Source organism: Klebsiella sp. 141203 (assembly GCF_032601985.1).
Classification (GTDB): domain Bacteria; phylum Pseudomonadota; class Gammaproteobacteria; order Enterobacterales; family Enterobacteriaceae; genus Klebsiella; species Klebsiella aerogenes.
Genome location: NZ_JAQIRL010000001.1, coordinates 1,576,575 through 1,602,938, shown reverse-complemented (window position 1 = coordinate 1,602,938; position 26,364 = coordinate 1,576,575). Strand labels below are relative to the sequence as shown.

The 26,364-nt window shown below is 56.2% G+C and carries 26 protein-coding genes; 18 read left to right on the top strand and 8 right to left on the bottom strand.

Translation table 11 applies throughout. From position 1 onward, the window contains the following. Nucleotides 1–27 precede the first annotated feature (27 nt). Together tapT and trxC are read right to left on the bottom strand one after the other, a co-directional pair. The gene (gene tapT / locus PGR29_RS07635; protein ID WP_316424329.1) at nt 28–726 is read right to left on the bottom strand and encodes a tRNA-uridine aminocarboxypropyltransferase; all 699 of its coding nucleotides are present in this window, start codon (nt 724–726) and stop codon (nt 28–30) included. 69 nt (nt 727–795) lie between these two features. Then, nucleotides 796–1,221 (bottom strand): thioredoxin TrxC, encoded by a 426-nt coding sequence (gene trxC / locus PGR29_RS07630; RefSeq protein ID WP_015370277.1) that lies wholly within the window; start codon nt 1,219–1,221, stop codon nt 796–798. Between the two features lie 204 nt (nt 1,222–1,425). On the opposite strand from trxC, the gene PGR29_RS07625 reads away from it, so the two are divergent. Beyond that, on the top strand, nt 1,426–2,496 hold the full coding sequence (locus PGR29_RS07625) for a tRNA/rRNA methyltransferase (RefSeq protein ID WP_015703188.1): 1,071 nt from the start codon (nt 1,426–1,428) through the stop codon (nt 2,494–2,496). Between the two features lie 55 nt (nt 2,497–2,551). Here the strand turns inward: PGR29_RS07625 and ung are convergent, their stop codons facing one another. Continuing rightward, the gene (ung, locus tag PGR29_RS07620; RefSeq protein WP_020078167.1) at nt 2,552–3,241 is read right to left on the bottom strand and encodes a uracil-DNA glycosylase; all 690 of its coding nucleotides are present in this window, start codon (nt 3,239–3,241) and stop codon (nt 2,552–2,554) included. A 311-nt stretch (nt 3,242–3,552) separates the two neighbouring features. On the opposite strand from ung, the gene grcA reads away from it, so the two are divergent. Then, a complete protein-coding gene (gene grcA, locus PGR29_RS07615; RefSeq protein WP_113374503.1) occupies nt 3,553–3,936 on the top strand; it encodes an autonomous glycyl radical cofactor GrcA in 384 nt (127 codons plus the stop codon). A gap of 45 nt (nt 3,937–3,981) precedes the next feature. Here grcA and srmB read toward each other — a convergent pair whose 3' ends face one another. Beyond that, nucleotides 3,982–5,313 carry an ATP-dependent RNA helicase SrmB gene (srmB, locus tag PGR29_RS07610; protein WP_087858389.1) on the bottom strand — a complete coding sequence of 444 codons (1,332 nt, stop codon included), beginning with the start codon at nt 5,311–5,313 and terminating at the stop codon, nt 3,982–3,984. A gap of 130 nt (nt 5,314–5,443) precedes the next feature. Between srmB and trmN the strand changes: the two genes are divergently transcribed. Further along, nucleotides 5,444–6,181, top strand: coding sequence for a tRNA(1)(Val) (adenine(37)-N(6))-methyltransferase TrmN (gene trmN, locus PGR29_RS07605; RefSeq protein ID WP_087858390.1), 738 nt, complete (start codon nt 5,444–5,446; stop codon nt 6,179–6,181). Here the strand turns inward: trmN and nadB are convergent. Next, nucleotides 6,166–7,785 (bottom strand): L-aspartate oxidase, encoded by a 1,620-nt coding sequence (nadB, locus tag PGR29_RS07600; protein WP_015703185.1) that lies wholly within the window; start codon nt 7,783–7,785, stop codon nt 6,166–6,168. The two genes, trmN and nadB, sit on opposite strands and share 16 nt — an antisense overlap. A 324-nt stretch (nt 7,786–8,109) precedes the next feature. Between nadB and rseD the strand changes: the two genes are divergently transcribed. From rseD to acpS, 12 genes are all read left to right on the top strand, one after another. Further along, complete coding sequence (rseD, locus tag PGR29_RS24915; protein WP_157195214.1) at nt 8,110–8,211, top strand: rpoE leader peptide RseD; 102 nt, start codon at nt 8,110–8,112, stop codon at nt 8,209–8,211. Continuing rightward, nucleotides 8,208–8,783 (top strand): RNA polymerase sigma factor RpoE, encoded by a 576-nt coding sequence (gene rpoE, locus PGR29_RS07595; RefSeq protein WP_002914074.1) that lies wholly within the window; start codon nt 8,208–8,210, stop codon nt 8,781–8,783. The genes rseD and rpoE overlap by 4 nt, the downstream gene beginning before the upstream one ends. A 32-nt stretch (nt 8,784–8,815) precedes the next feature. Next, on the top strand, nt 8,816–9,466 hold the full coding sequence (gene rseA / locus PGR29_RS07590) for an anti-sigma-E factor RseA (protein ID WP_015370285.1): 651 nt from the start codon (nt 8,816–8,818) through the stop codon (nt 9,464–9,466). Further along, complete coding sequence (rseB, locus tag PGR29_RS07585) at nt 9,466–10,422, top strand: sigma-E factor regulatory protein RseB (protein ID WP_045392783.1); 957 nt, start codon at nt 9,466–9,468, stop codon at nt 10,420–10,422. Before rseA ends, rseB begins: the two co-directional genes overlap by 1 nt. Further along, nucleotides 10,419–10,898: a SoxR-reducing system protein RseC gene (rseC, locus tag PGR29_RS07580; protein ID WP_032712292.1), complete on the top strand. Its 480-nt coding sequence runs from the start codon at nt 10,419–10,421 to the stop codon at nt 10,896–10,898. Before rseB ends, rseC begins: the two co-directional genes overlap by 4 nt. Nucleotides 10,899–11,082: 184 nt before the next feature. After that, nucleotides 11,083–12,882, top strand: a complete 1,800-nt coding sequence (gene lepA / locus PGR29_RS07575; RefSeq protein WP_008803765.1) for a translation elongation factor 4 — start codon at nt 11,083–11,085, stop codon at nt 12,880–12,882. Between the two features lie 14 nt (nt 12,883–12,896). Then, complete coding sequence (gene lepB, locus PGR29_RS07570) at nt 12,897–13,871, top strand: signal peptidase I (RefSeq protein ID WP_047067114.1); 975 nt, start codon at nt 12,897–12,899, stop codon at nt 13,869–13,871. A 253-nt stretch (nt 13,872–14,124) separates the two neighbouring features. Further along, nucleotides 14,125–14,805 (top strand): ribonuclease III, encoded by a 681-nt coding sequence (gene rnc, locus PGR29_RS07565; protein ID WP_020078171.1) that lies wholly within the window; start codon nt 14,125–14,127, stop codon nt 14,803–14,805. After that, nucleotides 14,802–15,707 (top strand): GTPase Era, encoded by a 906-nt coding sequence (gene era / locus PGR29_RS07560; RefSeq protein WP_015370290.1) that lies wholly within the window; start codon nt 14,802–14,804, stop codon nt 15,705–15,707. The genes rnc and era overlap by 4 nt, the downstream gene beginning before the upstream one ends. Nucleotides 15,708–15,718: 11 nt before the next feature. Continuing rightward, a complete protein-coding gene (gene recO, locus PGR29_RS07555; protein WP_032712187.1) occupies nt 15,719–16,456 on the top strand; it encodes a DNA repair protein RecO in 738 nt (245 codons plus the stop codon). Nucleotides 16,457–16,467: 11 nt separating this feature from the next. Beyond that, the gene (pdxJ, locus tag PGR29_RS07550) at nt 16,468–17,199 is read left to right on the top strand and encodes a pyridoxine 5'-phosphate synthase (RefSeq protein ID WP_042893102.1); all 732 of its coding nucleotides are present in this window, start codon (nt 16,468–16,470) and stop codon (nt 17,197–17,199) included. After that, nucleotides 17,199–17,579: a holo-ACP synthase gene (acpS, locus tag PGR29_RS07545; RefSeq protein WP_271031818.1), complete on the top strand. Its 381-nt coding sequence runs from the start codon at nt 17,199–17,201 to the stop codon at nt 17,577–17,579. Before pdxJ ends, acpS begins: the two co-directional genes overlap by 1 nt. Before the next feature lie 8 nt (nt 17,580–17,587). Here acpS and PGR29_RS07540 read toward each other — a convergent pair whose 3' ends face one another. Both PGR29_RS07540 and PGR29_RS07535 read right to left on the bottom strand, forming a co-directional pair. Then, entirely contained in the window at nt 17,588–17,848 is a 261-nt protein-coding gene (locus PGR29_RS07540; RefSeq protein WP_015370294.1) for a YfhL family 4Fe-4S dicluster ferredoxin, read from the bottom strand. A gap of 56 nt (nt 17,849–17,904) precedes the next feature. Next, entirely contained in the window at nt 17,905–18,753 is an 849-nt protein-coding gene (locus PGR29_RS07535; RefSeq protein WP_047043382.1) for a MurR/RpiR family transcriptional regulator, read from the bottom strand. Between the two features lie 214 nt (nt 18,754–18,967). Between PGR29_RS07535 and yfhb the strand changes: the two genes are divergently transcribed. Both yfhb and tadA read left to right on the top strand, forming a co-directional pair. Beyond that, nucleotides 18,968–19,603: a phosphatidylglycerophosphatase C gene (gene yfhb, locus PGR29_RS07530; RefSeq protein ID WP_045377600.1), complete on the top strand. Its 636-nt coding sequence runs from the start codon at nt 18,968–18,970 to the stop codon at nt 19,601–19,603. A 79-nt stretch (nt 19,604–19,682) separates the two neighbouring features. Continuing rightward, nucleotides 19,683–20,186, top strand: a complete 504-nt coding sequence (gene tadA / locus PGR29_RS07525; RefSeq protein WP_015370298.1) for a tRNA adenosine(34) deaminase TadA — start codon at nt 19,683–19,685, stop codon at nt 20,184–20,186. Here tadA and mltF read toward each other — a convergent pair. Further along, nucleotides 20,183–21,802 carry a membrane-bound lytic murein transglycosylase MltF gene (gene mltF / locus PGR29_RS07520; protein ID WP_316424327.1) on the bottom strand — a complete coding sequence of 540 codons (1,620 nt, stop codon included), beginning with the start codon at nt 21,800–21,802 and terminating at the stop codon, nt 20,183–20,185. The genes tadA and mltF overlap by 4 nt on opposite strands. Nucleotides 21,803–21,975: 173 nt before the next feature. On the opposite strand from mltF, the gene purL reads away from it, so the two are divergent. Continuing rightward, nucleotides 21,976–25,863: a phosphoribosylformylglycinamidine synthase gene (purL, locus tag PGR29_RS07515; protein WP_316424326.1), complete on the top strand. Its 3,888-nt coding sequence runs from the start codon at nt 21,976–21,978 to the stop codon at nt 25,861–25,863. Nucleotides 25,864–26,364: the final 501 nt, after the last annotated feature.

Sequence of the window (26,364 nt, the reverse complement as noted above, 5' to 3'; positions counted from 1 at the left end):
CCTTTGATCCCCAGTGACCGAATGATTTTAAACGCTTTCAGCCTGTTGTGCTGTGATACTGCCCTTATGCTGCGTTTTTCCCGCCAGATAGCGGCTTCTGAACAGGCTAAAGTGATCGCCAAGCGCGGCAGCCGCCTGTGCGTCGCCGGCTAAGTCCAGCAGGGCGATGGCGACTTCCGCCGTACAGTACTGGCCGTCGGCATGGGCCTCGCGCAGGTGATAGGCGGAGATGCGCGACAGGTCGACAGAGATCACCGGCAGCGCATCGAGATACGGGCTTTTGCGAAACATTTTCCGCGCTTCCGTCCAGGTGCCGTCGAGCATAATAAACAGCGGCGGCTTACCCTCCGGCGGGGCGCTCAGTACCTGACGATCCGCTCCGGCATAAGAGGCCGGAAAGACGACCATAGGCTGATAATCAGGGTTGGCGACCAGATCGAGCAGCGCCCGCGGCGGCTCGGTACGCGACCACTGAAACGCTTCGGTGTTGGGCAGAATATCGGCGATAAGGCGCCCGGTATTGCTGGGCTTCATCGGCTCGGTGTCGAACATTACCAGGCAAAAGCGACTGTCGGCCTGCGCCGGCGCCAGCGTTGCGCACAGACACTGTTTTAGGGGGAGCAGGCAGCGCTGGCAGCGGCGGATGCGGTTGCCGCGAGCAAGAAAAGGCCGGGTTGCGCGCGCGAGGCGTTCGGCGCGTAGCCGAAGGACAGCGTTATCAATCATGGGAGTCGCTAATGAAAAACGCTATTGTCGCAGAGGAGAAAACGGGGCACAAGCGGTGCCCCGGTGGGGTTACTGCTGGTTGGCTTCGTTCAGCCAGCTATCGAACGGCGCTTTGGGGACGGCGCCATTCAGCATGTCGACCATTTCACCATTTTTGAACATCATAATGGTTGGAATGCTGCGGATGCGGAAGCGAGCGCTCAGTTCGCGTTCGGCTTCGGTGTTCACTTTCACAAAACGCATTTCGCCGCTGCGCTCTTCAGCCACATCTTCAAAGATCGGCGCAAAGCTACGGCATGGGCCGCACCACGGGGCCCAGAAATCAATAACGACTGGCAGATCGTCCTTTAATAGTTTATCCAGCGTTGCCCCGGTCGCGTTGATGACATCGCCGTCAAAAAGATCGTGGCCGCAGCGTCCGCACTTGGCGCCATCGGCGCTACGGTCTTCGGGGATGCGGTTAAGAGCCTGACAACTGGCACAAACGGTATTCATAACTAACCTCTGGTTATGGGGTTGCAGCGCGGCACGTGGCCGATTTGTTTCTGTAATGTTACATATTATCGATGAGGCGCGAATAAAGGACAATGTCTTTTGTTCGATGGTTACAATAGACCAAGGCTTTTAAATGAAATAATGGCTAAGTGAAGATACATCGGGTAATCTTCGCGCTTCGCGCAGCGCAGGTGGAGAAAATAGATGAGCGACGAACTGAAAAATAAAAGCGGCAAGGTCAAAGTGATGTATGTCCGCAGTGATGATGATTCTGACAAACGTACCCATAACCCGCGTACCGGGAAAGGGGGAGGGCGTCCAGGAAAGTCACGTGTTGACGGCCGCAGCCGCCCTGCGCGCGATGAACGTAACAGCCGCGGCGACGATCGCAAACGCGACGATCGCAAGCGCAATGATTTTAACCGTGACGATGCGTCCCCGTGGCGCACCGTTTCCCGCGCTCCGGGTGATGAGACGCCGGTAAAAGAAGATCACGGCGGTATCAGCGGTAAGAGCTTTATCGATCCGGAAGTGCTGCGTCGTCAGCGCGCGGAAGAGACCCGCGTCTACGGCGAGAACGCCTGTCAGGCGCTGTTCCAGAGCCGTCCGGAAGCCATCGTACGCGCCTGGTTTATCCAGAGCGTCACTCCGCGCTTTAAAGAGGCGCTGCGCTGGATGGCGGCCAACCGTAAGGCCTACCACGTAGTGGACGAAGCCGAACTGGCGAAGGCGTCTGGTACCGAACACCACGGCGGCGTCTGCTTCCTGATCAAAAAACGTCATGGTACTTCCGTGGCCCAGTGGGTGGCGAAAGCAGAAGCCGAAGATTGCGTACTGGCGCTGGAAGATGTCGGCAACCCGCACAACCTCGGCGCGATTATGCGTAGCTGCGCGCACTTTGGCGTGAAAGGCGTAGTAGTGCAGGATGCCGGCGTGCTGGAGTCTGGCGCGGCGATCCGTACTGCAGAAGGCGGTGCGGAACATGTTGAGCCGATCACCGGCGACAGCTTTATCGATACCCTGACGCAGTTCCGTCAGGCTGGCTACGCTATCGTCTCTACGTCCAGCCATAACGGTACGCCGCTGTTTAAGGCCGAGCTGCCGAAAAAAATGGTGCTGGTATTAGGCCAGGAGCGCGACGGTCTGTCCGATGCGGCGATCTCCAGCTCTGACCTCAACGTCGCCATCGACGGCACCGGTAACGTCGAAAGCCTTAACGTCTCCGTGGCGACCGGCGTGCTGCTGGCGGAATGGTGGCGTCAGAATAAGGCCTGATATCGGTCTCTGAATGCAAAAAGCCAGCTGATGCTGGCTTTTTTATTGTCGTCGCTCACTCGCTTTCAGCGGGCAGCACCGGCATCCAGTCAATGGGCGCCTCACCGCGTTCGGCCAGCCACTGGTTGGTTTGCACAAAGTGGTTGCAGCCGAAGAAACCGCGGTGCGCCGACAGCGGCGATGGGTGCGGCGCTTTCAGAACGCAATGGCGCTGGCGATCGATAATGGCGCCTTTTTTCTGCGCGTGTGCGCCCCACAATAAAAAAACCACTCCTTCACAATGCTGGTTAATCAGCGCTATCACTTTATCGGTAAAGGTTTCCCAGCCGAGACTGGCGTGTGAATGCGCCTGGCCGGCGCGCACCGTTAACACGGTATTAAGCAGAAGCACGCCCTGGCGTGCCCAGCTTTCGAGATAACCATGCGCCGGGCGCTGAAAGCCGGGGATGGTGCCTTCCAGCTCTTTATACATGTTCAGCAGCGACGGCGGTATCTGCACTCCCGGTAAAACAGAAAAGGCCAGACCGTGCGCCTGTCCCGGGCCGTGATAGGGATCCTGACCTAAGATGACCACTTTGACCTCGCCCAGTTCGGTATAGCGAAAGGCGTTAAAGACATCTTTCTGCGGCGGATAGATAGTCATGCCGGACTGGCGCTCTTCGGCGACGGTCTTGAGGGTGTTGAGAAAATAGGGCTGCTGCTTCTCTTCCGCCAGCACGTCGTGCCAGGTTAATGGGGTGGTCATCTTGCTCTCCTGCAAAGTGTCATGCCCATAGCTTAACTGCTTCTTTCTGCATAACAAAATCGCGACGTTATTCCTGACTGATTGCGCATAAAAAAATTGAAAATTTACAATATTTTTTATGGCATCTACTGGCGTAACTTGATGTAAAACAATACTATCCCTATATACCCACTTTGAGTGAGTGGTTTTTGTTGATTTAAATCAATGAATGCCGGGTGAGCGGCTGATATATATACACTCATACAACAATGGTTTTACCAATTGGCCGCTAAGAGGCCAAAATCGAATAAACACTGCCTGGGAGGCATCAAATGATTACTGGTATCCAAATTACTAAAGCGGCAAACGACGACCTGCTGAACTCTTTCTGGCTGCTGGATAGCGAAAAAGGCGAAGCGCGCTGCCTGTGTGCCAAGGGTGGTTTTGCGGAAGATGACGTGGTTGCGATGAGCAAACTGGGTGAAATCGAATACCGTGAAATCCCGGTAGACGTGAAACCGGAAGTCCGCGTGGAAGGCGGTCAGCACCTGAACGTGAACGTGCTGCGTCGTGAAACCCTGCTGGATGCCGTTGAGCACCCGGAAAAATACCCGCAGCTGACTATTCGTGTTTCCGGCTACGCGGTACGTTTTAACTCTCTGACTCCGGAACAGCAGCGCGACGTTATCGCTCGTACCTTTACCGAAAGCCTGTAAGGCTCAAGCCAGATGTGAAAACGCCGGGATATCCCGGCGTTTTTTTTACTCTTCGTTAGACGTTGAGGGCGTCCCGGCAGCGCTTGGCTTACGGCGCTTACCGATGTTTTTGGTATCGCGGTGGCGTTTCTTCACCCGCGGCTTCTCTTTTTCTTTCTCTTTTTTCTCGGCGCGTTTCGCCAGTACTTTCTTTGAAGGCTTACCGGTTAACTTCTCGCTCGGCGCGCGGGTTTTCGGTCGCAATTCATCAATCACGCGCGCTTTCAGCGGTTCTTCAACGTAGCGGCCGATTTTGCCCAGCAGCAGGTGATCGTGCGCTTCAACCAGCGAAATAGCGGTGCCTTTCTTACCAGCACGGCCGGTACGGCCAATACGGTGCAGATAGATATCGGCGGTGCGCGGCATATCGAAGTTAAACACGTGGCTGACATCCGGAATATCAATACCGCGTGCGGCGACGTCGGTGGCAATCAGCACGTTCACGCGACCATCGGTCAGGCGTTTAATCGCTTCGTTACGTTTGATCTGCACCATTTCGCCTTCCAGCCAGCAGGTGGTAATGCCAGCTTCGTGCAGCTTAGCGGCCAGTTCGTGAACGCGCTCGCGTTTACGCACGAAGACGATAGAGCGGGTTGCTTCCGGCTGCTTCAGCAGATTAACCAGCAGCGCGGTTTTATGATCGATATCATCGGCGCGATAGTACCACTGGTGAATTTTTTTACGTTCGCGGGTCGACGGATTTGCAGAAACTTCAACCGGCTCTTCCAGCAGGCGTTCGGCAAAGTCTTTAATCGCATCGCCTTCCAGCGTGGCGGAAAACAGCATGGTCTGCTTGCGCCAGCGGGTTTCACCGGCGATGGTTTCGATATCCTGGGCAAAGCCCATGTCCAGCATGCGGTCCGCTTCATCAAGGATCAGCGTTTCTACCGCGCGGCAGTCGAAGTTCTCTTCTTTAATATACTGCAGCAGGCGACCGGTGGTGGCGACCACGATATCCTGGTTTTCGCTGAACACTTCCGCGTGGTTCATGTACGCAACGCCGCCGGTAATGGTGGCAATATCCAGATGGGTATGCTTCGCCAGTTCGCGGGCGTGATCGGCAACCTGCATCGCCAGCTCGCGGGTCGGCGTCAGGATAAGGATCCGCGGCGGCCCCGATTTCTTACGCGGGAAATCAAGCAGATGCTGCAACGCTGGCAGCAAATATGCCGCAGTTTTACCGGTGCCTGTCGGCGCAGAACCGAGAATATCACGGCCATCAAGCGCAGGCGGAATAGCGGCGGCCTGAATGGCTGTCGGGCGTGTGAAACCTTTATCCTGGAGCGCTTCCAGCAGGTTTTCGTCGAGTTCAAGTTCGGAAAAAGTCGTTACAGTCATGTTCTACCTCTGAGTGGGCCGCCGATTATAGACGTTACTGACGTAATGTTCATCTGTTTGTAAGGCTATCTGTTCTCCGGTATTGTGCATAGCCTTAAGCACAGGAGTTTTCGTCAGCAAGGTTTTGAGGATGTCTCAGTCGAAGTTTGCGCTGCCGCGCAATGGTTTTACCTTTAAACAATTTTTTGTCGCCCACGATCGCTGCGCCATGAAAGTCGGTACCGACGGTATTCTGCTGGGCGCCTGGGCGCCGATTGCTCAGGTGAAGCACGTGCTGGATATCGGAACCGGTAGCGGTTTGTTGGCATTAATGTTAGCCCAGCGTACCGCGGATTCGGTCCAATTGGATGCGGTGGAGTTGGATGAAGAGGCCGCGGCGCAGGCGCGGGATAACGTGGCGGCCAGCAGCTGGTCTGGACGCGTCGCGGTATTTCAGGCGCCGATTCAGCAGTGGCAGCCGCAGCCGCCGCGGCGCTATGAGCTTATCGTCAGCAATCCGCCGTTTTTTGCCGAAGGCGTCCCTTGTGCGACGTCGCAGCGCGAACAAGCGCGTTATACCACCTCGCTCGATCATACGACGCTGCTCGCCTGCGCCGCGGATCTGATTACCGAGGAGGGCTTTTTCTGCGTAGTGCTGCCGGTGGATATTGGTAATGCGTTTGTCGATAGGGCGAAAGCGATGGGATGGCATTTGCGCTTACGCACCGACGTGGCGGAAACAGAAATGCGTCCGCCGCATCGCGTCCTGCTGGCATTCTCTCCCAGCGCCGGCGAGTGTTTCAGCGATCGGCTGGTGGTTCGTGGGCCAGAGCAGCAGTACTCTGAAGGCTTTACCGCCCTGACCCGCGATTTCTATCTCTTTATGTGAGCAAGCGGCGAGAGCACCGACGGACCGCTGTTTTCCAGCGTGTCCGGATAGTCGAGCGTATAGTGCAGGCCGCGGCTCTCCTTACGCTGCATGGCGCAACGCACGATAAGCTCGGCCACCTGCACCAGATTGCGTAGCTCCAGTAAGTTATTGGAGACGCGAAAACGCGCGTAATACTCATCCAACTCTTGCTGCAGCATAGTAATACGCCGCAGCGCTCGTTCCAGCCGGCGGGTGGTACGCACAATTCCGACATAATCCCACATTAGCAGGCGCAGTTCGTGCCAGTTATGTTGAATCACCACCAGTTCATCCGGGATCTCAACCTGGCTTTCATCCCACGGCGGCAGCTGTTCCGCCGCTTGCGCCAGCGGCAGGCGTTTGGCAATGTCCTCGGCTGCCGACCAGCCGTACACCAGACACTCCAGCAATGAGTTCGAGGCCATGCGGTTGGCGCCGTGCAGCCCGGTGTAGCTCACCTCGCCGATAGCGTACAGGCCGTCGACGTCGGTACGTCCGTTATCATCCACCATCACGCCGCCGCAGGTATAGTGGGCGGCTGGCACGATAGGCACCGGCTCTTTGGTTAAATCAATGCCGAGGCCGAGTAGCTTTTCATAAATCATCGGGAAATGTTGGCGAATAAACGCTTCGGGCTTATGGCTAATATCCAGATACATGCAGTCGACGCCGAGGCGTTTCATCTCATGGTCGATGGCGCGGGCGACGATATCGCGCGGGGCCAGTTCGCCGCGCTCGTCGAAGTCCGGCATAAAGCGGCTACCGTCAGGCCGTTTCAACAGCGCGCCTTCGCCGCGCAGGGCTTCCGTCAGGAGGAAGTTTCGCGCCTGTGGATGAAACAGCGCGGTAGGGTGGAACTGGTTAAATTCGAGATTGGCCACACGGCATCCCGCGCGCCAGGCCATGGCGATGCCGTCGCCGGAGGAGACATCAGGGTTGGTGGTGTATTGATAGACTTTAGCTGCGCCGCCGGTCGCGAGCACCACGGCTCTTGCGCTGCAGGTTTCTACCTTTTCCTTATTACGGTTCCAGATCCATGCGCCCACCACCCGCCGGGTACCCGGCAGGCCAATCTTATCGGAGATAATCAGGTCAACCGCGTTGCTACGTTCCAGAATGGTGATATTCGGATGTGCCAGCGCTTTGCCAACCAACGTCGTCTCAACCTCTTTACCGGTGGCATCGGCGGCATGCAGGATCCGCCGATGGCTATGGCCGCCTTCGCGGGTCAGATGGTAGCTCTCTTCGCCATTGGCCTGGACCTGGGTATCAAACAGTACCCCCTGATCGATAAGCCACTGTACGCAGGGTTTGGCGTTGCTTGCGACAAAGGAGACGGCATGACGGTCGCAAAGGCCGGCCCCGGCGATGAGCGTATCTTCGACGTGGGATTCGATGCTGTCGGTTTCGTCGAAAACGGCGGCAATCCCTCCTTGGGCATAGAAAGTTGAACCTTCGCTAACCGGGCCTTTGCTCAGGACGGTAACTGAGTGGCGTTCCGCCAGGCGCAGCGCCAGAGACAATCCGGCAGCGCCGCTGCCGATAATCAATACATCACAGGAAAAGTCGGGAGTCGTCTTCATAGCTTCTGTTTAATTTACTAAACACAATGGCCTCACCATAGCACCTGGTGGGGCTAAATCGTACAATTATTTTCGTGAATAGTTGTGCGGGCTAAACAAGGCAGGCGGAAAAGTAAATATGTAAACGAAAGAAAATATTTGCGAAGCAGACCGTTACCTTCAGATTTTATAGTGAAAAATAAGTTGGGTTACGTTACCCTTCAGGCGGGCCTTGCGCTTTTTCTTCATTAGCTTACCTGGCGTTGAACAACGGGACTTATAATGAGAGATAACAATCAGTCCACCGTTGTCAGACAAAAATCAAAAGCGTAACGGAACTTTATTGTGTTCAGACACTCCAAACGTCTGCTTGCTCATAATGCAGTGCTTGGGTGGTGTTCTGAATACGCATGGGAATTGGGTTTGGGGAGACATTACCTCGGATGAGCGAGCAGTTAACGGATCAGGTCCTCGTTGAACGGGTCCAGAAAGGAGATCAGAAAGCCTTTAACCTACTGGTAGTGCGCTATCAGCACAAGGTGGCAAGCCTGGTCTCCCGCTATGTACCGCCGGGCGATATCGCTGACGTTGTTCAGGAATCGTTCGTGAAGGCGTGGCGTGCGCTGGATTCTTTCCGGGGGGATAGCGCTTTTTATACCTGGTTGTATCGTATCGCCGTGAACACGGCAAAGAATTATCTGGTTGCTCAGGGACGCCGTCCGCCATCAAGCGATGTTGACGCCAACGAGGCGGAAAACTTCGAAAGCGGCGGGGCATTGAAAGAAATTTCGAACCCTGAGAACTTAATGTTGTCAGAAGAGCTGAGACAAATAGTTTTTCGTACCATTGAATCGCTCCCGGAAGATTTACGCATGGCAATTACGTTGCGGGAGCTGGATGGCCTGAGCTATGAAGAAATAGCCGCCATCATGGATTGTCCGGTTGGCACGGTACGTTCGCGTATCTTCCGGGCACGTGAAGCTATTGATAATAAAGTTCAACCGCTAATCAGGCGTTGACGATAGCGGAATACTGGAAAAGGGTATCAGGCATGCAGAAAGAAAAACTTTCGGCCTTAATGGATGGTGAAACGCTGGATAACGAGCTGCTCAATGAGCTGAGTCGTTCTTCTGAAATGCAAAAAACCTGGGAGAGCTACCATCTCATCCGCGACACGCTGCGAGGCGATACCGCTGAGATGCTCCAATTTGATATCTCAGCTCGCGTGATGGCCGCCATCGAGAACGAACCTGCTCGTCAGGTTGCGCCGCTTATTCCTGAATCTCAACCCGCTCCACACCAGTGGCGTCAAATGCCTTTCTGGCAGAAAGTGCGCCCGTGGGCCAGCTCGCTTACCCAAATGGGCGTGGCAGCGTGCGTTTCTCTGGCCGTTATCGTCGGTGTCCAGCAGTATAACGGACACTCCGATGCCTCCCAGCAGCCGGAAGCGCCAGTCTTCAACACCATGCCGATGATGGGCAAAGCCAGCCCGGTTAGCCTGGGCGTTCCGGCCGATGCCTCCGCCGGCAGCGGTCAGCAGGCGCAGGTTCAGGAGCAACGTCGTCGTATTAATGCTATGCTGCAGGACTATGAATTGCAGCGTCGCCTGCACGCTGAGCAGCTTCAGTTTGGCCAGGCCCAGACTCAGCAAGCCGCTGTTCAGGTGCCGGGTTATCAAACTTTAGGAACGCAATCGCAGTAATGAAGCAACTTTGGTGTGCCATGTCGCTCATGGCAGGCAGCCTGTTCTTCTCCACCAACGCCTCGGCTGATACATCGTCCGGGGCGTTGTTGCAGCAGATGAACCTGGCTAGCCAGTCCCTCAACTACGAGCTGTCTTTTGTCAGTATCAACAAACAGGGCGTTGAGTCGCTGCGCTATCGTCACGTGCGGTTGAACAACCAGCCCCTTGCTCAGTTGCTGCAGCTCGACGGTCCTCGTCGGGAAGTGGTGCTGCGCGGTACTGAAATCAGCTATTTTGAACCCGGTCTCGATCCCTTCACCCTGAACGGCGACTATATCGTCGATTCCTTGCCGTCTCTGGTGTATACCGATTTCAAAAAGCTGGCCTCGTATTATGATTTCATCTCCGTTGGCCGGACGCGTATCGCCGATCGCCTATGCGATGTAGTGCGCGTGGTGGCCCGCGACGGTACGCGCTATAGCTACATTGCGTGGTTGGATGCCGAGACCAAGCTGCCGCTACGCGTCGACTTGCTCGACCGCGACGGTGAAACCCTGGAGCAGTTCCGGGTGGTCTCATTCAATATCGGTGATAACGTAAGCTCGAGTATGGAAGCGCTGTCAAAAGCCAGCCTGCCGCCGCAACTGTCGGTTCCGGAAAGCGGCAATAAAGCCAACTTTAACTGGGCGCCAACCTGGCTGCCGCAGGGCGTGACGGAAGTTTCCAGCAGCCAGCGTCGTTTACCGACCTTCGACGGTCCGGTCGAGTCTCGTCTCTATTCCGACGGTCTGTTTAGCTTCTCCGTTAACGTTAACCGCGCGACGGCTAACAGCAGCGATCAGCTGCTGCGCACAGGTCGCCGTACCGTCAGCACTTCGGTGCGCGATAACGCCGAAATCTCGGTGGTTGGCGAATTACCGCCGCAGACGGCAAAACGTATCTCAGACAGCATTAAGTTCAGGGCCGCGCAATGATCAAAGAGTGGGCGACTGTCGTCTCCTGGCATAACGGCGTGGCGCAGGTTCACTGCGATGTTAAAGCCTCTTGCAGCAGCTGCGCCTCGCGCGCCGGTTGCGGTAGCCGGGTGCTCAATAAACTGGGGCCGCAAACCAGCCATACCATTAGCGTTCCCTGCGACCAGCCGCTGACGGCCGGGCAAAAAGTGGAGCTGGGCATTGCTGAAAGCAGCTTGCTGGGTTCGGCGATGCTGGTCTACATGGCGCCGCTGTTCGGGCTGTTTGTGATGGCATCTATTTTTCAGGTGTTGTTTGCCAGCGATATTGCTTCGCTGTGCGGCGCGTTGCTTGGCGGCGTCGGCGGATTCCTGGTGGCGCGCGGGCTGTCGCCGAAGCTGGCTGCTCGCCAGTCGTGGCAGCCGGTGATTTTAAGCGTCGGTTTACCGCCGGATTTGCTGCGCGTTGATACGCCTTCCTCTGAAATGGGGCAGTGATTTCACTGTCCCTCATCTTTATTTACGCTTCCTGATACAACGCCACAATTCTGCCGTTATGCTGGATCTAACAGCATTTCCTGGTTTCGCGGATGTAGTGTAGAATGCGGCGTTTTCGGATTAAAAAACGTCAGGCACAGAACAGCGGCCTCATGAGACTCGTAAGGCATAATTAACTCTAAATATGAAGAATATACGTAACTTTTCGATCATCGCTCACATCGACCACGGTAAGTCGACGCTGTCTGACCGTATCATCCAGATTTGCGGTGGCCTTTCTGATCGCGAAATGGCGGCCCAGGTTCTGGACTCCATGGACCTTGAACGTGAGCGCGGCATTACCATCAAGGCGCAGAGCGTCACCCTCGACTATAAAGCCAGCGATGGTGAAACCTATCAGCTTAACTTTATCGACACCCCGGGCCACGTTGACTTCTCTTATGAAGTCTCGCGCTCCCTGGCAGCGTGCGAAGGCGCGCTGCTGGTGGTTGACGCCGGGCAGGGCGTAGAAGCCCAGACCCTGGCGAACTGCTATACCGCGATGGAAATGGACCTCGAAGTCGTTCCGGTTCTTAACAAGATCGACCTGCCTGCGGCCGACCCTGAGCGCGTAGCGGACGAGATTGAAGATATCGTCGGTATCGACGCTCACGACGCGGTTCGCTGCTCGGCGAAAACCGGTGTTGGCGTGCCGGATGTGCTGGAACGTCTGGTACGCGACATTCCGCCGCCGGAAGGCGATCCGGACGCGCCGCTGCAGGCGCTGATTATCGACTCCTGGTTCGATAACTATTTAGGCGTCGTGTCGCTGGTGCGTATTAAAAACGGCACCATGCGCAAAGGCGACAAAATTAAGGTAATGAGCACCGGTCAGGTCTATAACGCCGACCGTCTGGGCATCTTCACCCCGAAACAGGTTGACCGTACCGAACTCAAATGCGGCGAGGTGGGTTGGCTGGTGTGCGCCATTAAAGACATCCTTGGCGCGCCGGTGGGCGATACCCTGACCGCGGCGCGTAATCCAGCGGATAAGGCGCTGCCGGGCTTCAAAAAAGTGAAGCCGCAGGTCTACGCCGGTCTGTTCCCGGTGAGCTCTGATGACTATGAGAACTTCCGCGATGCGCTGGGCAAACTGAGTCTGAACGATGCATCCTTGTTCTATGAGCCGGAAAGCTCAACGGCGCTGGGCTTCGGCTTCCGCTGCGGCTTCCTCGGCCTGCTGCACATGGAAATCATTCAGGAGCGTCTGGAGCGTGAATACGATCTTGACCTGATTACCACCGCGCCGACGGTAGTCTATGAAGTAGAAACCACCTCTAAAGAGGTTATCTACGTCGATAGTCCATCGAAGCTGCCGCCGCTGAATAATATTCAGGAACTGCGTGAACCGATCGCCGAATGTCACATGCTGCTGCCGCAGGAGTTCCTCGGCAACGTGATTACCTTGTGTATCGAGAAACGCGGCGTGCAAACCAACATGGTTTACCACGGCAAACAGGTTGCGCTGACCTATGAAATCCCGATGGCGGAAGTGGTCCTCGACTTCTTCGACCGTCTGAAGTCCACCTCCCGCGGCTATGCGTCGCTGGATTACAACTTCAAGCGCTTCCAGGCTTCTAACATGGTGCGCGTTGACGTACTGATCAACGGCGAGCGCGTCGATGCGCTGGCGTTAATTACGCACAACGACAACGCGCCGTATCGTGGCCGCGAGCTGGTCGAGAAGATGAAAGAGCTGATCCCGCGTCAGCAGTTCGATATTGCGATTCAGGCGGCCATTGGTAACCACATTATCGCGCGCTCTACCGTGAAACAGCTGCGTAAAAACGTCCTGGCGAAATGCTACGGCGGCGACGTCAGCCGTAAGAAAAAGCTGCTGCAGAAGCAGAAAGAAGGTAAGAAGCGTATGAAACAGGTTGGTAACGTTGAACTGCCGCAGGAAGCGTTCCTCGCCATTCTGCACGTTGGTAAAGACGGCAAATAATCTAAGGAGTTGGCATGGCGAACATGTTTGCCCTGATTCTGGTCATTGCGACCCTTGTGACAGGGCTGTTGTGGTGCCTGGATAAGTTCGTATTCGCACCGAAACGTCGTGAACGTCAGGCCGCTGCTCAGGCAGCGACCGGCGATCAGTTGGACAAGAAAACGCTGAAGAAGGTCGGCCCAAAACCGGGCTGGCTGGAAACCGGCGCCTCGATCTTCCCGGTGCTGGCGATTGTGCTGATTGTGCGTTCGTTTATCTATGAACCGTTCCAGATCCCGTCAGGTTCGATGATGCCGACTCTGCTGATTGGCGATTTTATCCTGGTGGAGAAATTCGCCTATGGTATTAAAGATCCGATCTACCAGAAAACGCTGATCGAAACCGGTCATCCGAAGCGCGGCGACATCGTGGTATTTAAATATCCGGAAGATCCGCGCCTTGACTACATCAAGCGTGCGGTTGGTCTGCCGGGTGATAAAGTCACTTACGATCCGGTCGCTAAACAGGTCACGATCGAGCCTGGCTGCGCGTCGGGTCAGGCATGCGGTAGCGCCTTGCCGATCACCTACTCCAACGTCGAACCAAGCGATTTCGTTCAGACCTTCTCCCGTCGCAACGGTGGTGAAGCTACCAGCGGTTTCTGGCAACTGCCAAAAGGCGAAACCAAAGCCGACGGTATTCGTCTGACCGAGCGCAAAGAGACGCTGGGCGAAGTGACGCACCGTATTCTGACGGTACCTATCGCTCAGGATCAGGTGGGGATGTACTATCGTCAGTCTGGCCAACCACTGGCAACGTGGGTCGTTCCGCCGGGTGAATACTTCATGATGGGCGATAACCGCGACAACAGCGCCGACAGCCGTTACTGGGGTTTCGTGCCGGAAGCGAACCTGGTGGGTAAAGCCACCGCCATCTGGATGAGCTTCGAAAAACAGGAAGGTGAGTGGCCAACCGGCGTACGTTTATCGCGCATCGGCGGCATCCACTAATTCCCCATCTTAATTCACGCTGCTGGTGCAATAACGGCAGCGTGAATTATTTAGTATTTAAATCCATCCAAACTAACGACATCCCTTGTCGTTGCGTATAGAATATCCCCCCGAAGTTTTTGGTTGTCTCTCGAAAGAGTGACACTGCACACGAAACCGCGTTGGTTAGTTTCTGCCCTTATATATCAAGGGTATGTATGCTCAGGTCGGTTTCGTGTGCTGCATCTTTGACGCATTCATTTATTGGTAACGCATGAACCCCATCGTAATTAATCGGCTTCAACGAAAGCTGGGCTACACTTTTGTTCATCAGGAGCTGTTGCAACAGGCATTAACTCACCGCAGTGCCAGCAGCAAACACAACGAGCGTCTCGAGTTTTTAGGCGACTCTATTTTAAGTTTCGTGATCGCCAATGCGCTCTATCATCGTTTCCCTCGGGTAGACGAAGGAGATATGAGCCGTATGCGCGCGACGCTGGTGCGAGGCAATACGCTGGCGGAAATCGCCCGCGAATTTGAACTGGGCGAGTGCCTGCGCCTTGGGCCTGGCGAGCTGAAGAGCGGCGGTTTTCGTCGCGAATCGATTCTGGCTGACACCGTAGAAGCCTTAATCGGCGGGGTTTTCCTCGACAGCGATATTCAAAATGTTGAACGCTTAATCCTCTCCTGGTACCAGACTCGTCTGGATGAAATCAGCCCGGGCGATAAGCAAAAGGATCCGAAGACTCGTCTGCAGGAGTATCTGCAGGGGCGTCATCTGCCGCTGCCGTCCTACCTGGTCGTCCAGGTACGCGGCGAAGCGCACGATCAGGAATTTACTATCCACTGCCAGGTCAGTGGCCTGAGTGAACCGGTGGTTGGCACAGGTTCCAGCCGTCGCAAGGCGGAGCAGGCTGCCGCCGAACAGGCGCTGAAAAAACTGGAGCTGGAATGAGCGAAGAAAAAAGTTATTGCGGATTTGTCGCCATCGTTGGTCGTCCAAACGTTGGCAAATCCACGCTGTTGAACAAGCTGCTGGGGCAGAAGATTTCGATCACTTCCCGTAAAGCGCAGACTACCCGTCACCGCATCGTCGGTATCCATACCGAAGGGCCGTATCAGGCGATTTATGTTGATACCCCGGGCCTGCATATGGAAGAGAAGCGCGCGATTAACCGCTTAATGAACAAAGCGGCCAGCAGCTCGATTGGCGACGTGGAACTGGTTATCTTTGTCGTTGAAGGCACCCGCTGGACGCAAGATGACGAGATGGTGCTGAACAAGCTGCGCGATGCGCGCGCGCCGGTGATTCTGGCCGTCAACAAAGTTGATAACGTGCAGGAAAAAGCGGATCTGCTACCGCACCTGCAGTTCCTTGCCAGCCAGATGAACTTCCTTGACATCGTGCCGATCTCTGCGGAAACCGGCACCAACGTTGATACTATCGCGTCGATCGTACGTAAACATCTGCCGGAAGCGATTCATCACTTCCCGGAAGATTACATTACCGACCGTTCCCAGCGCTTTATGGCCTCCGAGATCATCCGCGAAAAGCTGATGCGTTTCCTCGGTGCTGAACTGCCGTACTCCGTGACCGTCGAAATTGAACGTTTCGTGAGTAACGAACGCGGCGGTTACGACATCAACGGTCTGATCCTCGTCGAGCGTGAAGGACAGAAGAAGATGGTAATTGGCAACAAAGGCGCCAAAATCAAAACCATCGGCATCGAAGCGCGTAAAGACATGCAAGAGATGTTTGAAGCGCCGGTGCACCTCGAACTGTGGGTCAAAGTGAAATCCGGCTGGGCCGATGACGAGCGCGCGCTGCGCAGTCTCGGTTACGTTGACGACCTCTGAGTTAACGCAACGTGGATGGATGGCAGCGCGCCTTTGTCCTGCATAGCCGACCGTGGAGCGAAACCAGTCTGATGCTGGACGTCTTCACGGAAGAGTCCGGCCGCGTGCGCCTGGTTGCCAAAGGCGCACGCTCCAAACGTTCTAATCTCAAAGGCGCTTTACAGCCCTTCACCCCCTTACTGGTTCGCTTCGGCGGCCGCGGCGAAGTCAAAACCCTTCGCAGCGCGGAAGCCGTCTCGCTGGCGCTGCCGCTCAGCGGCATCACGCTCTACAGCGGTCTTTACGTTAACGAACTCATCTCCCGTGTGCTCGAGCACGAAACGCGCTTCTCCGAACTCTTTTTCGACTACCTGCACTGCATTCAGGCCCTTGCCGGGACCAGCGGTTCGCCGGAGCCCGCGCTGCGGCGCTTTGAACTGGCGCTGCTCGGGCACCTGGGCTATGGCGTTGATTTCCTCCACTGCGCCGGCAGCGGCGACCCGGTGGATGACACCATGACCTACCGCTATCGTGAAGAAAAAGGCTTTATCGCCAGCCTGGTGATTGATAACAGCACGTTTACCGGGCACCATTTGAAAGCGTTGGCTAGCCGAGAGTTTCCGGATGTAGATACGCTGCGCGCCGCGAAGCGCTTTACCCGCATCGCCCTGAAGCCGTATCTTGGAGGGAAACCGCTCAAGAGCCGGGAACTGTTTCGCCAGTTTATGCCCGCGCGAAAGGCGCGAGCCGATAATACGAATAATGATTAACGAGGATTGTCATGGCTGAATTACTGTTAGGGGTCAATATTGACCACATTGCGACATTGCGTAACGCGCGCGGTACCGCTTATCCGGATCCGGTGCAGGCGGCTTTTATTGCTGAACAGGCCGGCGCCGATGGTATTACCGTGCACCTGCGCGAAGACCGCCGCCATATCACCGATCGTGACGTGCGCATCCTGCGCCAGACTCTGCACACCCGAATGAACCTTGAAATGGCGGTCACTGAAGAGATGCTGGCGATTGCCTGCGAAACTAAACCGCACTTTTGCTGCCTGGTGCCGGAGAAGCGTCAGGAAGTGACCACCGAGGGTGGGCTGGACGTGGCCGGACAGCGCGATAAGATGCGCGATGCCTGTCAGCGCCTGGCGGATGCCGGTATTCTGGTCTCCCTGTTTATTGACGCGGATGATGAGCAGATCAAAGCGGCTGCCGACGTGGGCGCGCCGTATATCGAAATCCATACCGGCTGCTATGCCGATGCCAAAACCGATGCCGAACAGGCAAAAGAGCTTGAGCGTATCGCCAAAGCGGCGACTTATGCCGCCAGCCTTGGTCTGAAGGTGAATGCCGGTCACGGTTTGACCTATCACAACGTGAAAGCCATTGCCGCCTTGCCGGAAATGCATGAGCTGAATATCGGTCATGCCATTATTGGTCGCGCGGTGATGAGCGGCCTGAAAGAAGCTGTCGCGGAAATGAAACGCCTGATGCTGGAAGCGCGCGGCTAATGGCGATTCTCGGGCTGGGTACCGACATCGTCGAAATCGCCCGCATCGAAGCGGTGATCGCCCGTAGCGGCGATCGCCTGGCGCGCCGGGTGCTGAGCGATCACGAATGGAGCATTTGGGAGCATCATCAGCAGCCGGTGCGTTTTCTGGCAAAACGCTTTGCGGTCAAAGAAGCGGCGGCGAAAGCGCTCGGAACCGGTATTCGCAACGGCCTGGCGTTTAATCAGTTCGAAGTTTTCAACGATGAATTAGGCAAGCCGAAACTGCGGCTATGGGGCGAAGCAAAGCTATTGGCTGAACGGATGGGGGTAAGCGCTATTCACGTCACTCTCGCCGATGAACGCCACTATGCCTGCGCCACGGTGATCGTCGAAAGCTAAACTCGCGGTTAAAGCTTATCCGCGTGGTGCATGAGCACGAATTTATCCCACAACTGTTCTTCATTCTCGACGTGCGCCGGATCTTTGAGAATAGTATTCGGGATCGGGCACACTTTCTGGCAGGTTGGCGTGTCGTAGTGGCCCACGCACTCGGTGCAGCGATCGCTGTTAATCTCATAAATGCTCTCGCCCATCGAAATGGCCTCATTCGGGCACTCCGGCTCGCACATGTCGCAATTGATGCATTTTTTGGTGATTAACAGCGCCATCAGGAAAATCTCAGAAACAACACAAACAGGGCGGGCATTATACGCCCATTTTCTACTCAGACCAGCTTTTTCACCAGCGCTTCGCTATGGCGTATGCGTTCCGGCGCGTGTTCGAGATCTTGCTGCACCAGCGCCATAAACAGGAGATCGGTGAGCATCATTTGCGCGCTGGTGGAGGAGATCGCCGCGCTGCGCGTCGCCTGCTCTTCAGCAATAGTGTAGAGACACTGCGAAGCCTGCTGCTGCAGGGCGTTGGGAGTAAACCCGGTGATCGCGAGGATCTTGCTGCCAACGCGTAGCGCTTCAGCGGCCGCCATATTGATCTCGCGGCGTTCGCCGGAATAGGAGATAGCCAGCAGCAGATCGTCCGCCGACATCGCCTGCACCGTTGCCAGCAGCGCATGCATATCCTGCTCGGCGACGGCGTTGATGCCAATTTTCATTAACTTCCAGCTAAAATTGCGCGCCACCAGCCCGGAGGCGCCGATGCCGGTAATGATCACCCGGCGAGCATCGCGCAGTAGGGTCACAGCCTCCAGAAGTTTCTCTTCGCTGTTGACGTCAAGCGAGGCGTGCATCGCCGCGATGTTATCCTTGATCAACTTCTCGCCCACCAGACGCAGCGGATCGTCGCCGCGAATTTGGTTATGTACCGGTACAGAGTGCGGATCCGGGCTGCTAGCCAGCGCTTCGCTGAGCGCCAGTTTTAATGCCGGAAAGCCTTTGAACCCCATTTTTTGCGCGAACTTCACCACGCTGGACTGGCTTACACCCGCTTCGCCCGCCAGCTGCTGCGAGCTGAGATGGCGGGTTTGGTCCGGCTGAGCCAGAATAAAGTCGGCAAGTTTTTTGTCGCTCGCCGCCAGCGACGGGTAACGTTGGCGGATGCGGATTAAACAGTTCATGGCTTCTCCGAAGGAGGGCGTTAGCGGCGAAAAGAATTTTGTATTCGATTATAAGTGGAATAATACGAATTAAAAATTCTGCTGTGAAGAATTATGCGAACGGGTCAGATTCTGAATCTTACCTCAACCACGGCAGACAATTTCGCGCTCGTCGCGGCAAGCCTGTTAAGCTATCGACATCGCCAGGAAAATCCGTACCAGAAAGGAGTTCGGTTTGAACAGTAACGCGCGACGAGTCGTGTTTTTCGATCTTGATGGCACCTTGCACCAGCAGGATATGTTCGGCAGCTTTATTCGTTACCTCTTACGTCGTCAACCGCTCAACGTACTGGCAGTGGCGGCCTTGTCGCCAATAGTACTGCTGGGGCTGTTGGTTAACGGACGCGCGGCGCGCTGGCCGATGAGCCTGCTGCTGTGGGCCGCCACCTGTGGCCGGCGTGAAAGCCATCTTAAGCGTCTGGAGGCGGAGTTCGTTAGCTGGTTTCGCCAGCACGTGACCGCCTTTCCCGTGGTACAGGGCCGGCTAAACGACTATTTAACCAGTACCGATGCTGACGTCTGGCTGATTACCGGCTCACCGCAGTCGCTGGTGGAACAGGTCTATGCCGATACGCTTTGGCTGCCGCGCGTAAAGCTTATCGCCAGCCGTATGAGCCGCCGTCGCGGCGGCTGGGTGCTGACGCTGCGTTGCCTGGGCCATGAGAAAGTAGCGCAGCTGGAACAGCGGATCGGCGCGCCGCTACGCTTATATAGCGGCTATAGCGATAGCGAGCAGGATAACCCGCTACTCTGTTTTTGCCAGCACCGCTGGCGGGTGACGCCGCAGGGCGATCTCCAGCAGCTCGAATAATTCTGCTGCAGGCGAATTATTTGGGCGATATATAGCGCCCATGTATAATGCGCCCCGCTTTTTCTGCAGGAGTGCCGCTGTGTCTGACCACGAATTTAATGATGAATACTGGATGCGCCATGCGCTGACGCTGGCGAAACGCGCCTGGGAAGAGGGCGAGGTGCCGGTGGGCGCCGTGCTGGTGCATAACAATCAGGTCATCGGTGAGGGCTGGAACCGGCCGATTGGTCGTCACGATCCCACCGCCCATGCCGAAATTATGGCGCTGCGTCAGGGAGGGCTGGTCCTGCAGAACTATCGTTTAATTGATGCCACGCTGTACGTCACGCTGGAGCCTTGTGTGATGTGCGCCGGGGCGATGGTGCATAGCCGTATCTCGCGGCTGGTGTTCGGCGCCCGCGATGCTAAAACCGGCGCGGCCGGGTCGTTAATCGATGTGCTGCATCATCCGGGGATGAACCACCGCGTTGAAATTACCGAGGGAATTCTGGCTGAATCTTGCTCCGCAATGCTGAGCGATTTCTTCCGCTGGCGGCGGGAAGAGAAAAAGGCATTGAAGAAAGCGCGTCAGGAAGAGGGCTAACGTCCCAATGTCGGCAACTTCAGTTTAACGTTGTCGACAAGCTTTTCGCCGCGAAACTTAAAGAAGGGCATCGCATACTCTTTATGCTCACTATCGAGTTCTTCCGGCGCGACGGCTGGATAATCTTCGGCGATCGCCATCTCCTGCGCCGCTTTCCTTTCCTGTTCAGACAAATACCCAACCAGACTGATATGGTACTTACGAATATTTTCCACGTAGGCGTAGGCCTCATGGCCTCGGGCGTAGCCATATTTTAAGCGGCTGTAGTAGGGCTTCTGGCTCAACAATGGTAGACGTTGCTTAACGTCGGACCAGCTGTTCGGATTGCCTTTTTGTTTTTTTGTCAGCGCCATCGCGTCAAGCATATGCGCGTAGCCCATGTTATAAGCCGCCAGCGCAAACCAGACCCGCTCCTCTTTCGGGATTGAATCCGGCACTTTGGCCATCATATCCTGCAGATAGCGCATACCGCCATCGAGGCTCTGTTCGGCATCGGTACGGTCGGTCAGGCCTAAACTCTGGGCGGTGTTACGGGTTAGCATCATCATGCCGCGCACGCCGGTTGGCGAGGTGGCCTGCGGATCCCAGTGCGACTCCTGCCAGGCAATCGCCGCCAGCAGTCGCCAGTCGATCTGCCGGGCGTATTTCTCAAAAAGCGGCTTCAGATCCGGCAGCGTATTCTGCACCGCGCGCAGGAAGGTGCGGGTATCAACGTAGTCAAAGTCGTTGCCGTGGCCGAGATACTTCTCTTCCAGGCGGGCGAGGGTGCCGTCTTCATTCATACTATTAAAGAAATCGAGCATAGCTGCCGATAGTGAATTGTCTTCGCTTTTTTCGCTAAACCAGGTGACCGGCTGTTCATCGCTGATATCGAGCGCCACAGCCAGCTCCGGATGTACGCGCTGGAACAGGCTGACGGCGACGGAATCGGCGACGGTATATTCCAGCGTGCCGTCGATGACCGCCTGCATCAGGGCGGTGGTGCCGCGCTTTTCATCAACGCGCCAGTTGAGGTCCGGGTATTTGCTCTCCTTCAGCGCCTGCAGGTCGTTAAGGGCGACGTGGCCTGGGGCGATGGCGAGCTGTTCGGCGTTGATCCCGGCCAGCGTGCGCGGGCGATTACCGCCAACGCGATAGACAAGCTGCTGCGAAACGGAATAATAGGTGGGGCCCGCCTGATAGTTCTTTACCCGCTCGGTGTTATAGACCAGCCCGGCGGCCAGCATATCGGTTTTACCGGCATCGAGATCGTCAAATAGCTGGCTAATATTCTGCCGCACGGTGACTTTCAGCTTCACCCCAAGGTAATCGGCGAAGCGTTTCGCCAGTTCGTAATCAAGACCGTAGTCTTTATTGTTGATGGCGGCGTAGGTCAGCGGGGAGTTAATTGTACTCACGCGCAGTTCGCCGCGAGCAATGATCCCGGCAACGCGGTTCTCCGGTTTTCCCATCCACGGTAAAGACGGCCACAGCGCCGCCGCCAACAAAAGGGTGACGACGCCGATCAGCAGATAATTAATCTTTAATTTTTTCAAATAGTTAATTTTCTGCAGCGTGGAGTTCCTCAGCTGGGTATATCCGGAAAAAGTAAAAGGTTGCCGTAAGTTGAGCGGCATTTTGCTTAAGAATGCGCCAGTTGGCAACTTATTCGCGATTCATGTCACATTTATTGATAAAACTGATGAATCATTTTATTTCTACGCAAACGGTTTCGTCAGGGCTCAGGATTCTCTATAATGGCGCCCGTTTCCCCCTGGCTCACCTTGAAAGCTTCGAAGACGAGAGACTTATGATGGATATTTTGCGTGGTTCACCTGCACTGTCGGCATTCCGTATCAACAAACTGCTGGCACGTTTTCAGGCGGCCAACCTGCCGGTTAGCACCTTATACGCGGAGTATGTTCACTTTGCCGACCTGAGCGCCCCGCTAAGCGATGAGGAGCGCGAAAGACTGGTCAGACTGCTTAAATATGGCCCAAGCCTCAACAGCCATACGCCAACCGGTAAATTACTGCTCGTCACCCCTCGCCCCGGCACTATCTCTCCCTGGTCCTCCAAAGCTACCGACATCGCCCATAACTGCGGTTTATCGCAGGTCGTGCGGCTGGAACGCGGCGTGGCGTACTACGTTGAAGCACAGGGTCTGAGCGACGCGCAGTGGGACGCCGTTGCGGCAGAACTGCACGATCGCATGATGGAGAGCGTTTTCACTGAGCTGGAAGAGGGGGAGAAGCTGTTTGCTCACCATCAGCCGACACCGGTGACCAGCGTGGACCTACTGGGTCAGGGACGTCAGGCGCTGATTGACGCCAACCTCCGTCTGGGGCTGGCGCTGGCCGATGACGAAATCGACTACCTACAGGACGCATTCGTTAAGCTTGGCCGCAATCCGAACGACATCGAACTGTATATGTTCGCGCAGGCCAACTCGGAACATTGCCGCCACAAAATTTTTAACGCCGACTGGATTATCGACGGCCAAAAACAGCCGAAGTCGCTGTTTAAAATGATCAAAAACACCTTCGAGAAAAACCCGGAATATGTGCTGTCTGCCTATAAAGACAACGCCGCGGTAATGGAAGGTTCCGAAGTCGGTCGTTATTTCGCCGACTATCAGACCGGGCGCTATGACTTCCATCAGGAGCCGGCGCACATTCTGATGAAAGTTGAAACCCACAACCACCCGACGGCAATTTCGCCGTGGCCAGGGGCCGCGACCGGTTCCGGCGGCGAGATCCGCGACGAAGGCGCAACGGGACGCGGCGCGAAGCCGAAAGCGGGCCTGGTCGGCTTCTCGGTTTCGAACCTGCGTATTCCGGGCTTTGAGCAGCCGTGGGAAGAGGATTTCGGTAAACCAGAGCGTATCGTGACCGCGCTGGATATCATGACCGAAGGCCCGCTGGGCGGCGCGGCGTTTAACAACGAATTTGGTCGTCCGGCGCTGAATGGCTACTTCCGTACCTATGAAGAGAAAGTGACCAGCCACAATGGCGAAGAGCTGCGCGGCTATCACAAACCGATCATGCTGGCGGGCGGTATTGGCAACATCCGCGGCGAGCACGTCCAGAAGGGCGAAATCACCGTTGGCGCCAAGCTTATTGTGCTGGGCGGCCCGGCGATGAACATTGGTCTCGGCGGCGGCGCGGCGTCATCCATGGCTTCCGGCCAGTCTGATGCCGATCTGGATTTCGCCTCTGTACAGCGCGACAACCCGGAAATGGAGCGCCGCTGTCAGGAAGTGATCGACCGCTGCTGGCAGCTGGGCGATGCGAACCCGATTCTGTTTATCCACGACGTTGGCGCGGGCGGTCTCTCTAACGCGATGCCGGAGCTGGTGAGCGATGGCGGCCGCGGCGGAAAATTCCAGCTGCGCGATATCCTCAGCGATGAGCCGGGCATGAGCCCGCTGGAGATCTGGTGTAACGAATCCCAGGAACGTTACGTTCTGGCGGTCGCGCCGGAACAGCTGCCGCTGTTTGAAGAGCTGTGCCGCCGCGAGCGCGCGCCTTATGCGGTGATCGGTGAAGCCACGGCGGAGCAACACCTTAGCCTGAGCGACAGCCACTTTAACGATCGGCCGATCGACCTGCCGCTGGACGTCCTGCTTGGCAAAACGCCGAAAATGACGCGTGACGTGCAAACGCTGAAAGCGCAGGGCAGCGAGCTGGATCGTCAACCGATGGCGATTGCCGATGCGGTTAACCGCGTGCTGCATCTGCCGACGGTGGCTGAGAAAACCTTCCTCGTGACCATCGGCGATCGCACCGTGACCGGTATGGTGGCGCGTGACCAGATGGTGGGGCCGTGGCAGATCCCGGTCGCCAACTGCGCGGTGACCACCGCCAGCCTCGATAGCTACTACGGCGAAGCGATGGCGATGGGCGAACGCGCGCCGGTTGCGCTGCTCGACTTTGCCGCCTCTGCCCGCCTGGCGGTCGGCGAAGCGTTGACAAACATCGCCGCTACGCAGATTGGCGAACTCAACCGCGTCAAACTGTCGGCAAACTGGATGGCGGCAGCCGGTCACCCGGGGGAAGACGCCGGTCTGTATGAGGCGGTAAAAGCGGTCGGTGAAGAACTGTGCCCCGCGCTGGGCCTGACTATCCCGGTGGGCAAAGACTCAATGTCGATGAAAACCCGCTGGCAGGAAGGTAGCGAGCAGCGCGAAATGACCTCGCCGCTGTCGTTGGTTATCTCCGCGTTTGCCCGCGTTGAAGACGTGCGCGGCACCGTGACCCCGCAGCTCTCTACGGAAGACAACGCCCTGCTGCTGATCGATCTCGGCAAAGGGCGTAACGCGTTGGGCGCTACCGCGCTGGCGCAGGTCTATCGTCAGCTTGGCGACCAGCCGGCCGACGTGCGTGATGTCGCGCAGCTGAAAGGCTTCTGGGACGCGATGCAGGCGCTGGTGGCGCAGCGTAAGCTGTTGGCCTACCACGACCGCTCCGATGGCGGCTTGTTAGTGACGCTGGCGGAAATGGCTTTTGCCGGTCACTGCGGCGTAACAGCCGATATCGCCGCGTTGGGCGACGACCGTCTGGCGGCGCTGTTCAACGAAGAATTGGGCGCGGTGATTCAGGTTCGCGCCGCGGATCGCGAAGCGGTAGAAGCGCTGCTGGCGATGAATGGTCTGGCAGATTGCGTGCACTACTTAGGCCAGGCGACGGCAGGCGATCGTTTTGTTATTACCGCCGATGGTCAGCCGCTGTTCAGCGAAAGCCGCACCACGCTGCGTATGTGGTGGGCGGAAACCACCTGGCAGATGCAGCGTCTGCGCGACAACCCGGAGTGCGCCGATCAGGAACACCAGGCGAAGTCTAACGATAGCGACCCGGGTCTTAACGTTAAGCTGTCGTTTGATATCAATGAAGATGTTGCCGCACCGTATATTGCGACCGGCGCGCGCCCGAAAGTGGCCGTGCTGCGCGAGCAGGGGGTTAACTCCCATGTTGAAATGGCGGCCGCTTTCCATCGCGCCGGATTCGATGCCATCGACGTGCATATGAGCGATCTGCTGGCAGGTCGTTCCGGTCTTGGCGACTTCCATGCGCTGGTGGCCTGCGGCGGCTTCTCCTACGGTGATGTACTGGGGGCAGGTGAAGGTTGGGCGAAATCGATTCTGTTCAACGAACGCGTACGCGATGAGTTCGCCACTTTCTTCCACCGCCCGCAGACGCTGGCGCTGGGCGTGTGTAACGGTTGTCAGATGATGTCCAACCTGCGTGAGCTGATTCCTGGCAGCGATCTGTGGCCGCGCTTCGTACGCAACCACTCAGACCGCTTTGAAGCGCGTTTCAGCCTGGTTGAAGTCACCCAAAGCCCATCGCTGCTGTTGCAGGGTATGGCCGGTTCGATGATGCCGATTGCCGTTTCGCACGGCGAAGGGCAGGTGGAAGTTCGTGATAGCGCGCATCTGGCTCAGCTTGAAAGCAAGGGGCTGGTGGCGCTGCGCTTCGTCGATAACTTCGGCAAAGTGACGCAAACCTATCCGGCGAACCCGAATGGCTCGGTGAACGGCATTACCGCGGTGACCAGCGAAAGCGGTCGCGCGACGATTATGATGCCACACCCGGAACGCGTCTTCCGTACCGTCAGCAACTCCTGGCACCCGGAAAACTGGGGTGAAGACAGCCCATGGATGCGCATCTTCCGCAACGCGCGTAAGCAACTGGGTTAATACCGCTAGCGTATTGTGTTGATGAAAACGAGCCCCCTGTTAATCCAGGGGGCTTTTTTATTTGTGATCGAGGCCGTATCAGAGTGTCGGGAATTACCGACAGACGTGGTTTTGCGGTGTCTCTGAATGACGACACTTAAGTTATTGATTTTAAATGTGTGTTATTGAAGGTCGATTTGCTGTTGCTAATTGGCGACACTATGGTCAAAGAACAGGCAAATTATTTTGGGTGGGTTTTTGCATGTAATTCTTTATATATCATGGTGTTAATAATTTGTTTTGAAAGGTGGCATAGTTCGTGCATAATAATCAGCAGTGGCTCATTCACCTTCTTATGTCAGCCCCTTCGGGAAGCGCTACATAAACTTCGAATGACGCACAAACAGGTGCCTGCCGTCCAACTCCTGATAACAGCTCTGCTTTATCAGCCATCGGGCGAAACGTCGAGTAAGGCACCGCCTCATTCCTTAATAAAGGCAGGCTTTAGAGCCTGCCTTTATT

Coding starts and splice junctions, on each gene's coding strand:
- trmN (WP_087858390.1), top strand. CDS start 5,444: ATGTCTCAGTCGAAGTTTGCGCTGCCGCGCAATGGTTTTACCTTTAAA.
- rseB (WP_045392783.1), top strand. CDS start 9,466: ATGAAGCAACTTTGGTGTGCCATGTCGCTCATGGCAGGCAGCCTGTTC.
- nadB (WP_015703185.1), bottom strand. CDS start 7,785: ATGAAGACGACTCCCGACTTTTCCTGTGATGTATTGATTATCGGCAGC.
- PGR29_RS07625 (WP_015703188.1), top strand. CDS start 1,426: ATGAGCGACGAACTGAAAAATAAAAGCGGCAAGGTCAAAGTGATGTAT.
- tapT (WP_316424329.1), bottom strand. CDS start 726: ATGATTGATAACGCTGTCCTTCGGCTACGCGCCGAACGCCTCGCGCGC.
- srmB (WP_087858389.1), bottom strand. CDS start 5,313: ATGACTGTAACGACTTTTTCCGAACTTGAACTCGACGAAAACCTGCTG.
- acpS (WP_271031818.1), top strand. CDS start 17,199: ATGGCGATTCTCGGGCTGGGTACCGACATCGTCGAAATCGCCCGCATC.
- ung (WP_020078167.1), bottom strand. CDS start 3,241: ATGACCACCCCATTAACCTGGCACGACGTGCTGGCGGAAGAGAAGCAG.
- trxC (WP_015370277.1), bottom strand. CDS start 1,221: ATGAATACCGTTTGTGCCAGTTGTCAGGCTCTTAACCGCATCCCCGAA.
- rseC (WP_032712292.1), top strand. CDS start 10,419: ATGATCAAAGAGTGGGCGACTGTCGTCTCCTGGCATAACGGCGTGGCG.
- purL (WP_316424326.1), top strand. CDS start 21,976: ATGATGGATATTTTGCGTGGTTCACCTGCACTGTCGGCATTCCGTATC.
- pdxJ (WP_042893102.1), top strand. CDS start 16,468: ATGGCTGAATTACTGTTAGGGGTCAATATTGACCACATTGCGACATTG.
- grcA (WP_113374503.1), top strand. CDS start 3,553: ATGATTACTGGTATCCAAATTACTAAAGCGGCAAACGACGACCTGCTG.
- mltF (WP_316424327.1), bottom strand. CDS start 21,802: ATGCCGCTCAACTTACGGCAACCTTTTACTTTTTCCGGATATACCCAG.
- rnc (WP_020078171.1), top strand. CDS start 14,125: ATGAACCCCATCGTAATTAATCGGCTTCAACGAAAGCTGGGCTACACT.
- lepA (WP_008803765.1), top strand. CDS start 11,083: ATGAAGAATATACGTAACTTTTCGATCATCGCTCACATCGACCACGGT.
- PGR29_RS07540 (WP_015370294.1), bottom strand. CDS start 17,848: ATGGCGCTGTTAATCACCAAAAAATGCATCAATTGCGACATGTGCGAG.
- era (WP_015370290.1), top strand. CDS start 14,802: ATGAGCGAAGAAAAAAGTTATTGCGGATTTGTCGCCATCGTTGGTCGT.
- PGR29_RS07535 (WP_047043382.1), bottom strand. CDS start 18,753: ATGAACTGTTTAATCCGCATCCGCCAACGTTACCCGTCGCTGGCGGCG.
- rseA (WP_015370285.1), top strand. CDS start 8,816: ATGCAGAAAGAAAAACTTTCGGCCTTAATGGATGGTGAAACGCTGGAT.
- lepB (WP_047067114.1), top strand. CDS start 12,897: ATGGCGAACATGTTTGCCCTGATTCTGGTCATTGCGACCCTTGTGACA.
- rpoE (WP_002914074.1), top strand. CDS start 8,208: ATGAGCGAGCAGTTAACGGATCAGGTCCTCGTTGAACGGGTCCAGAAA.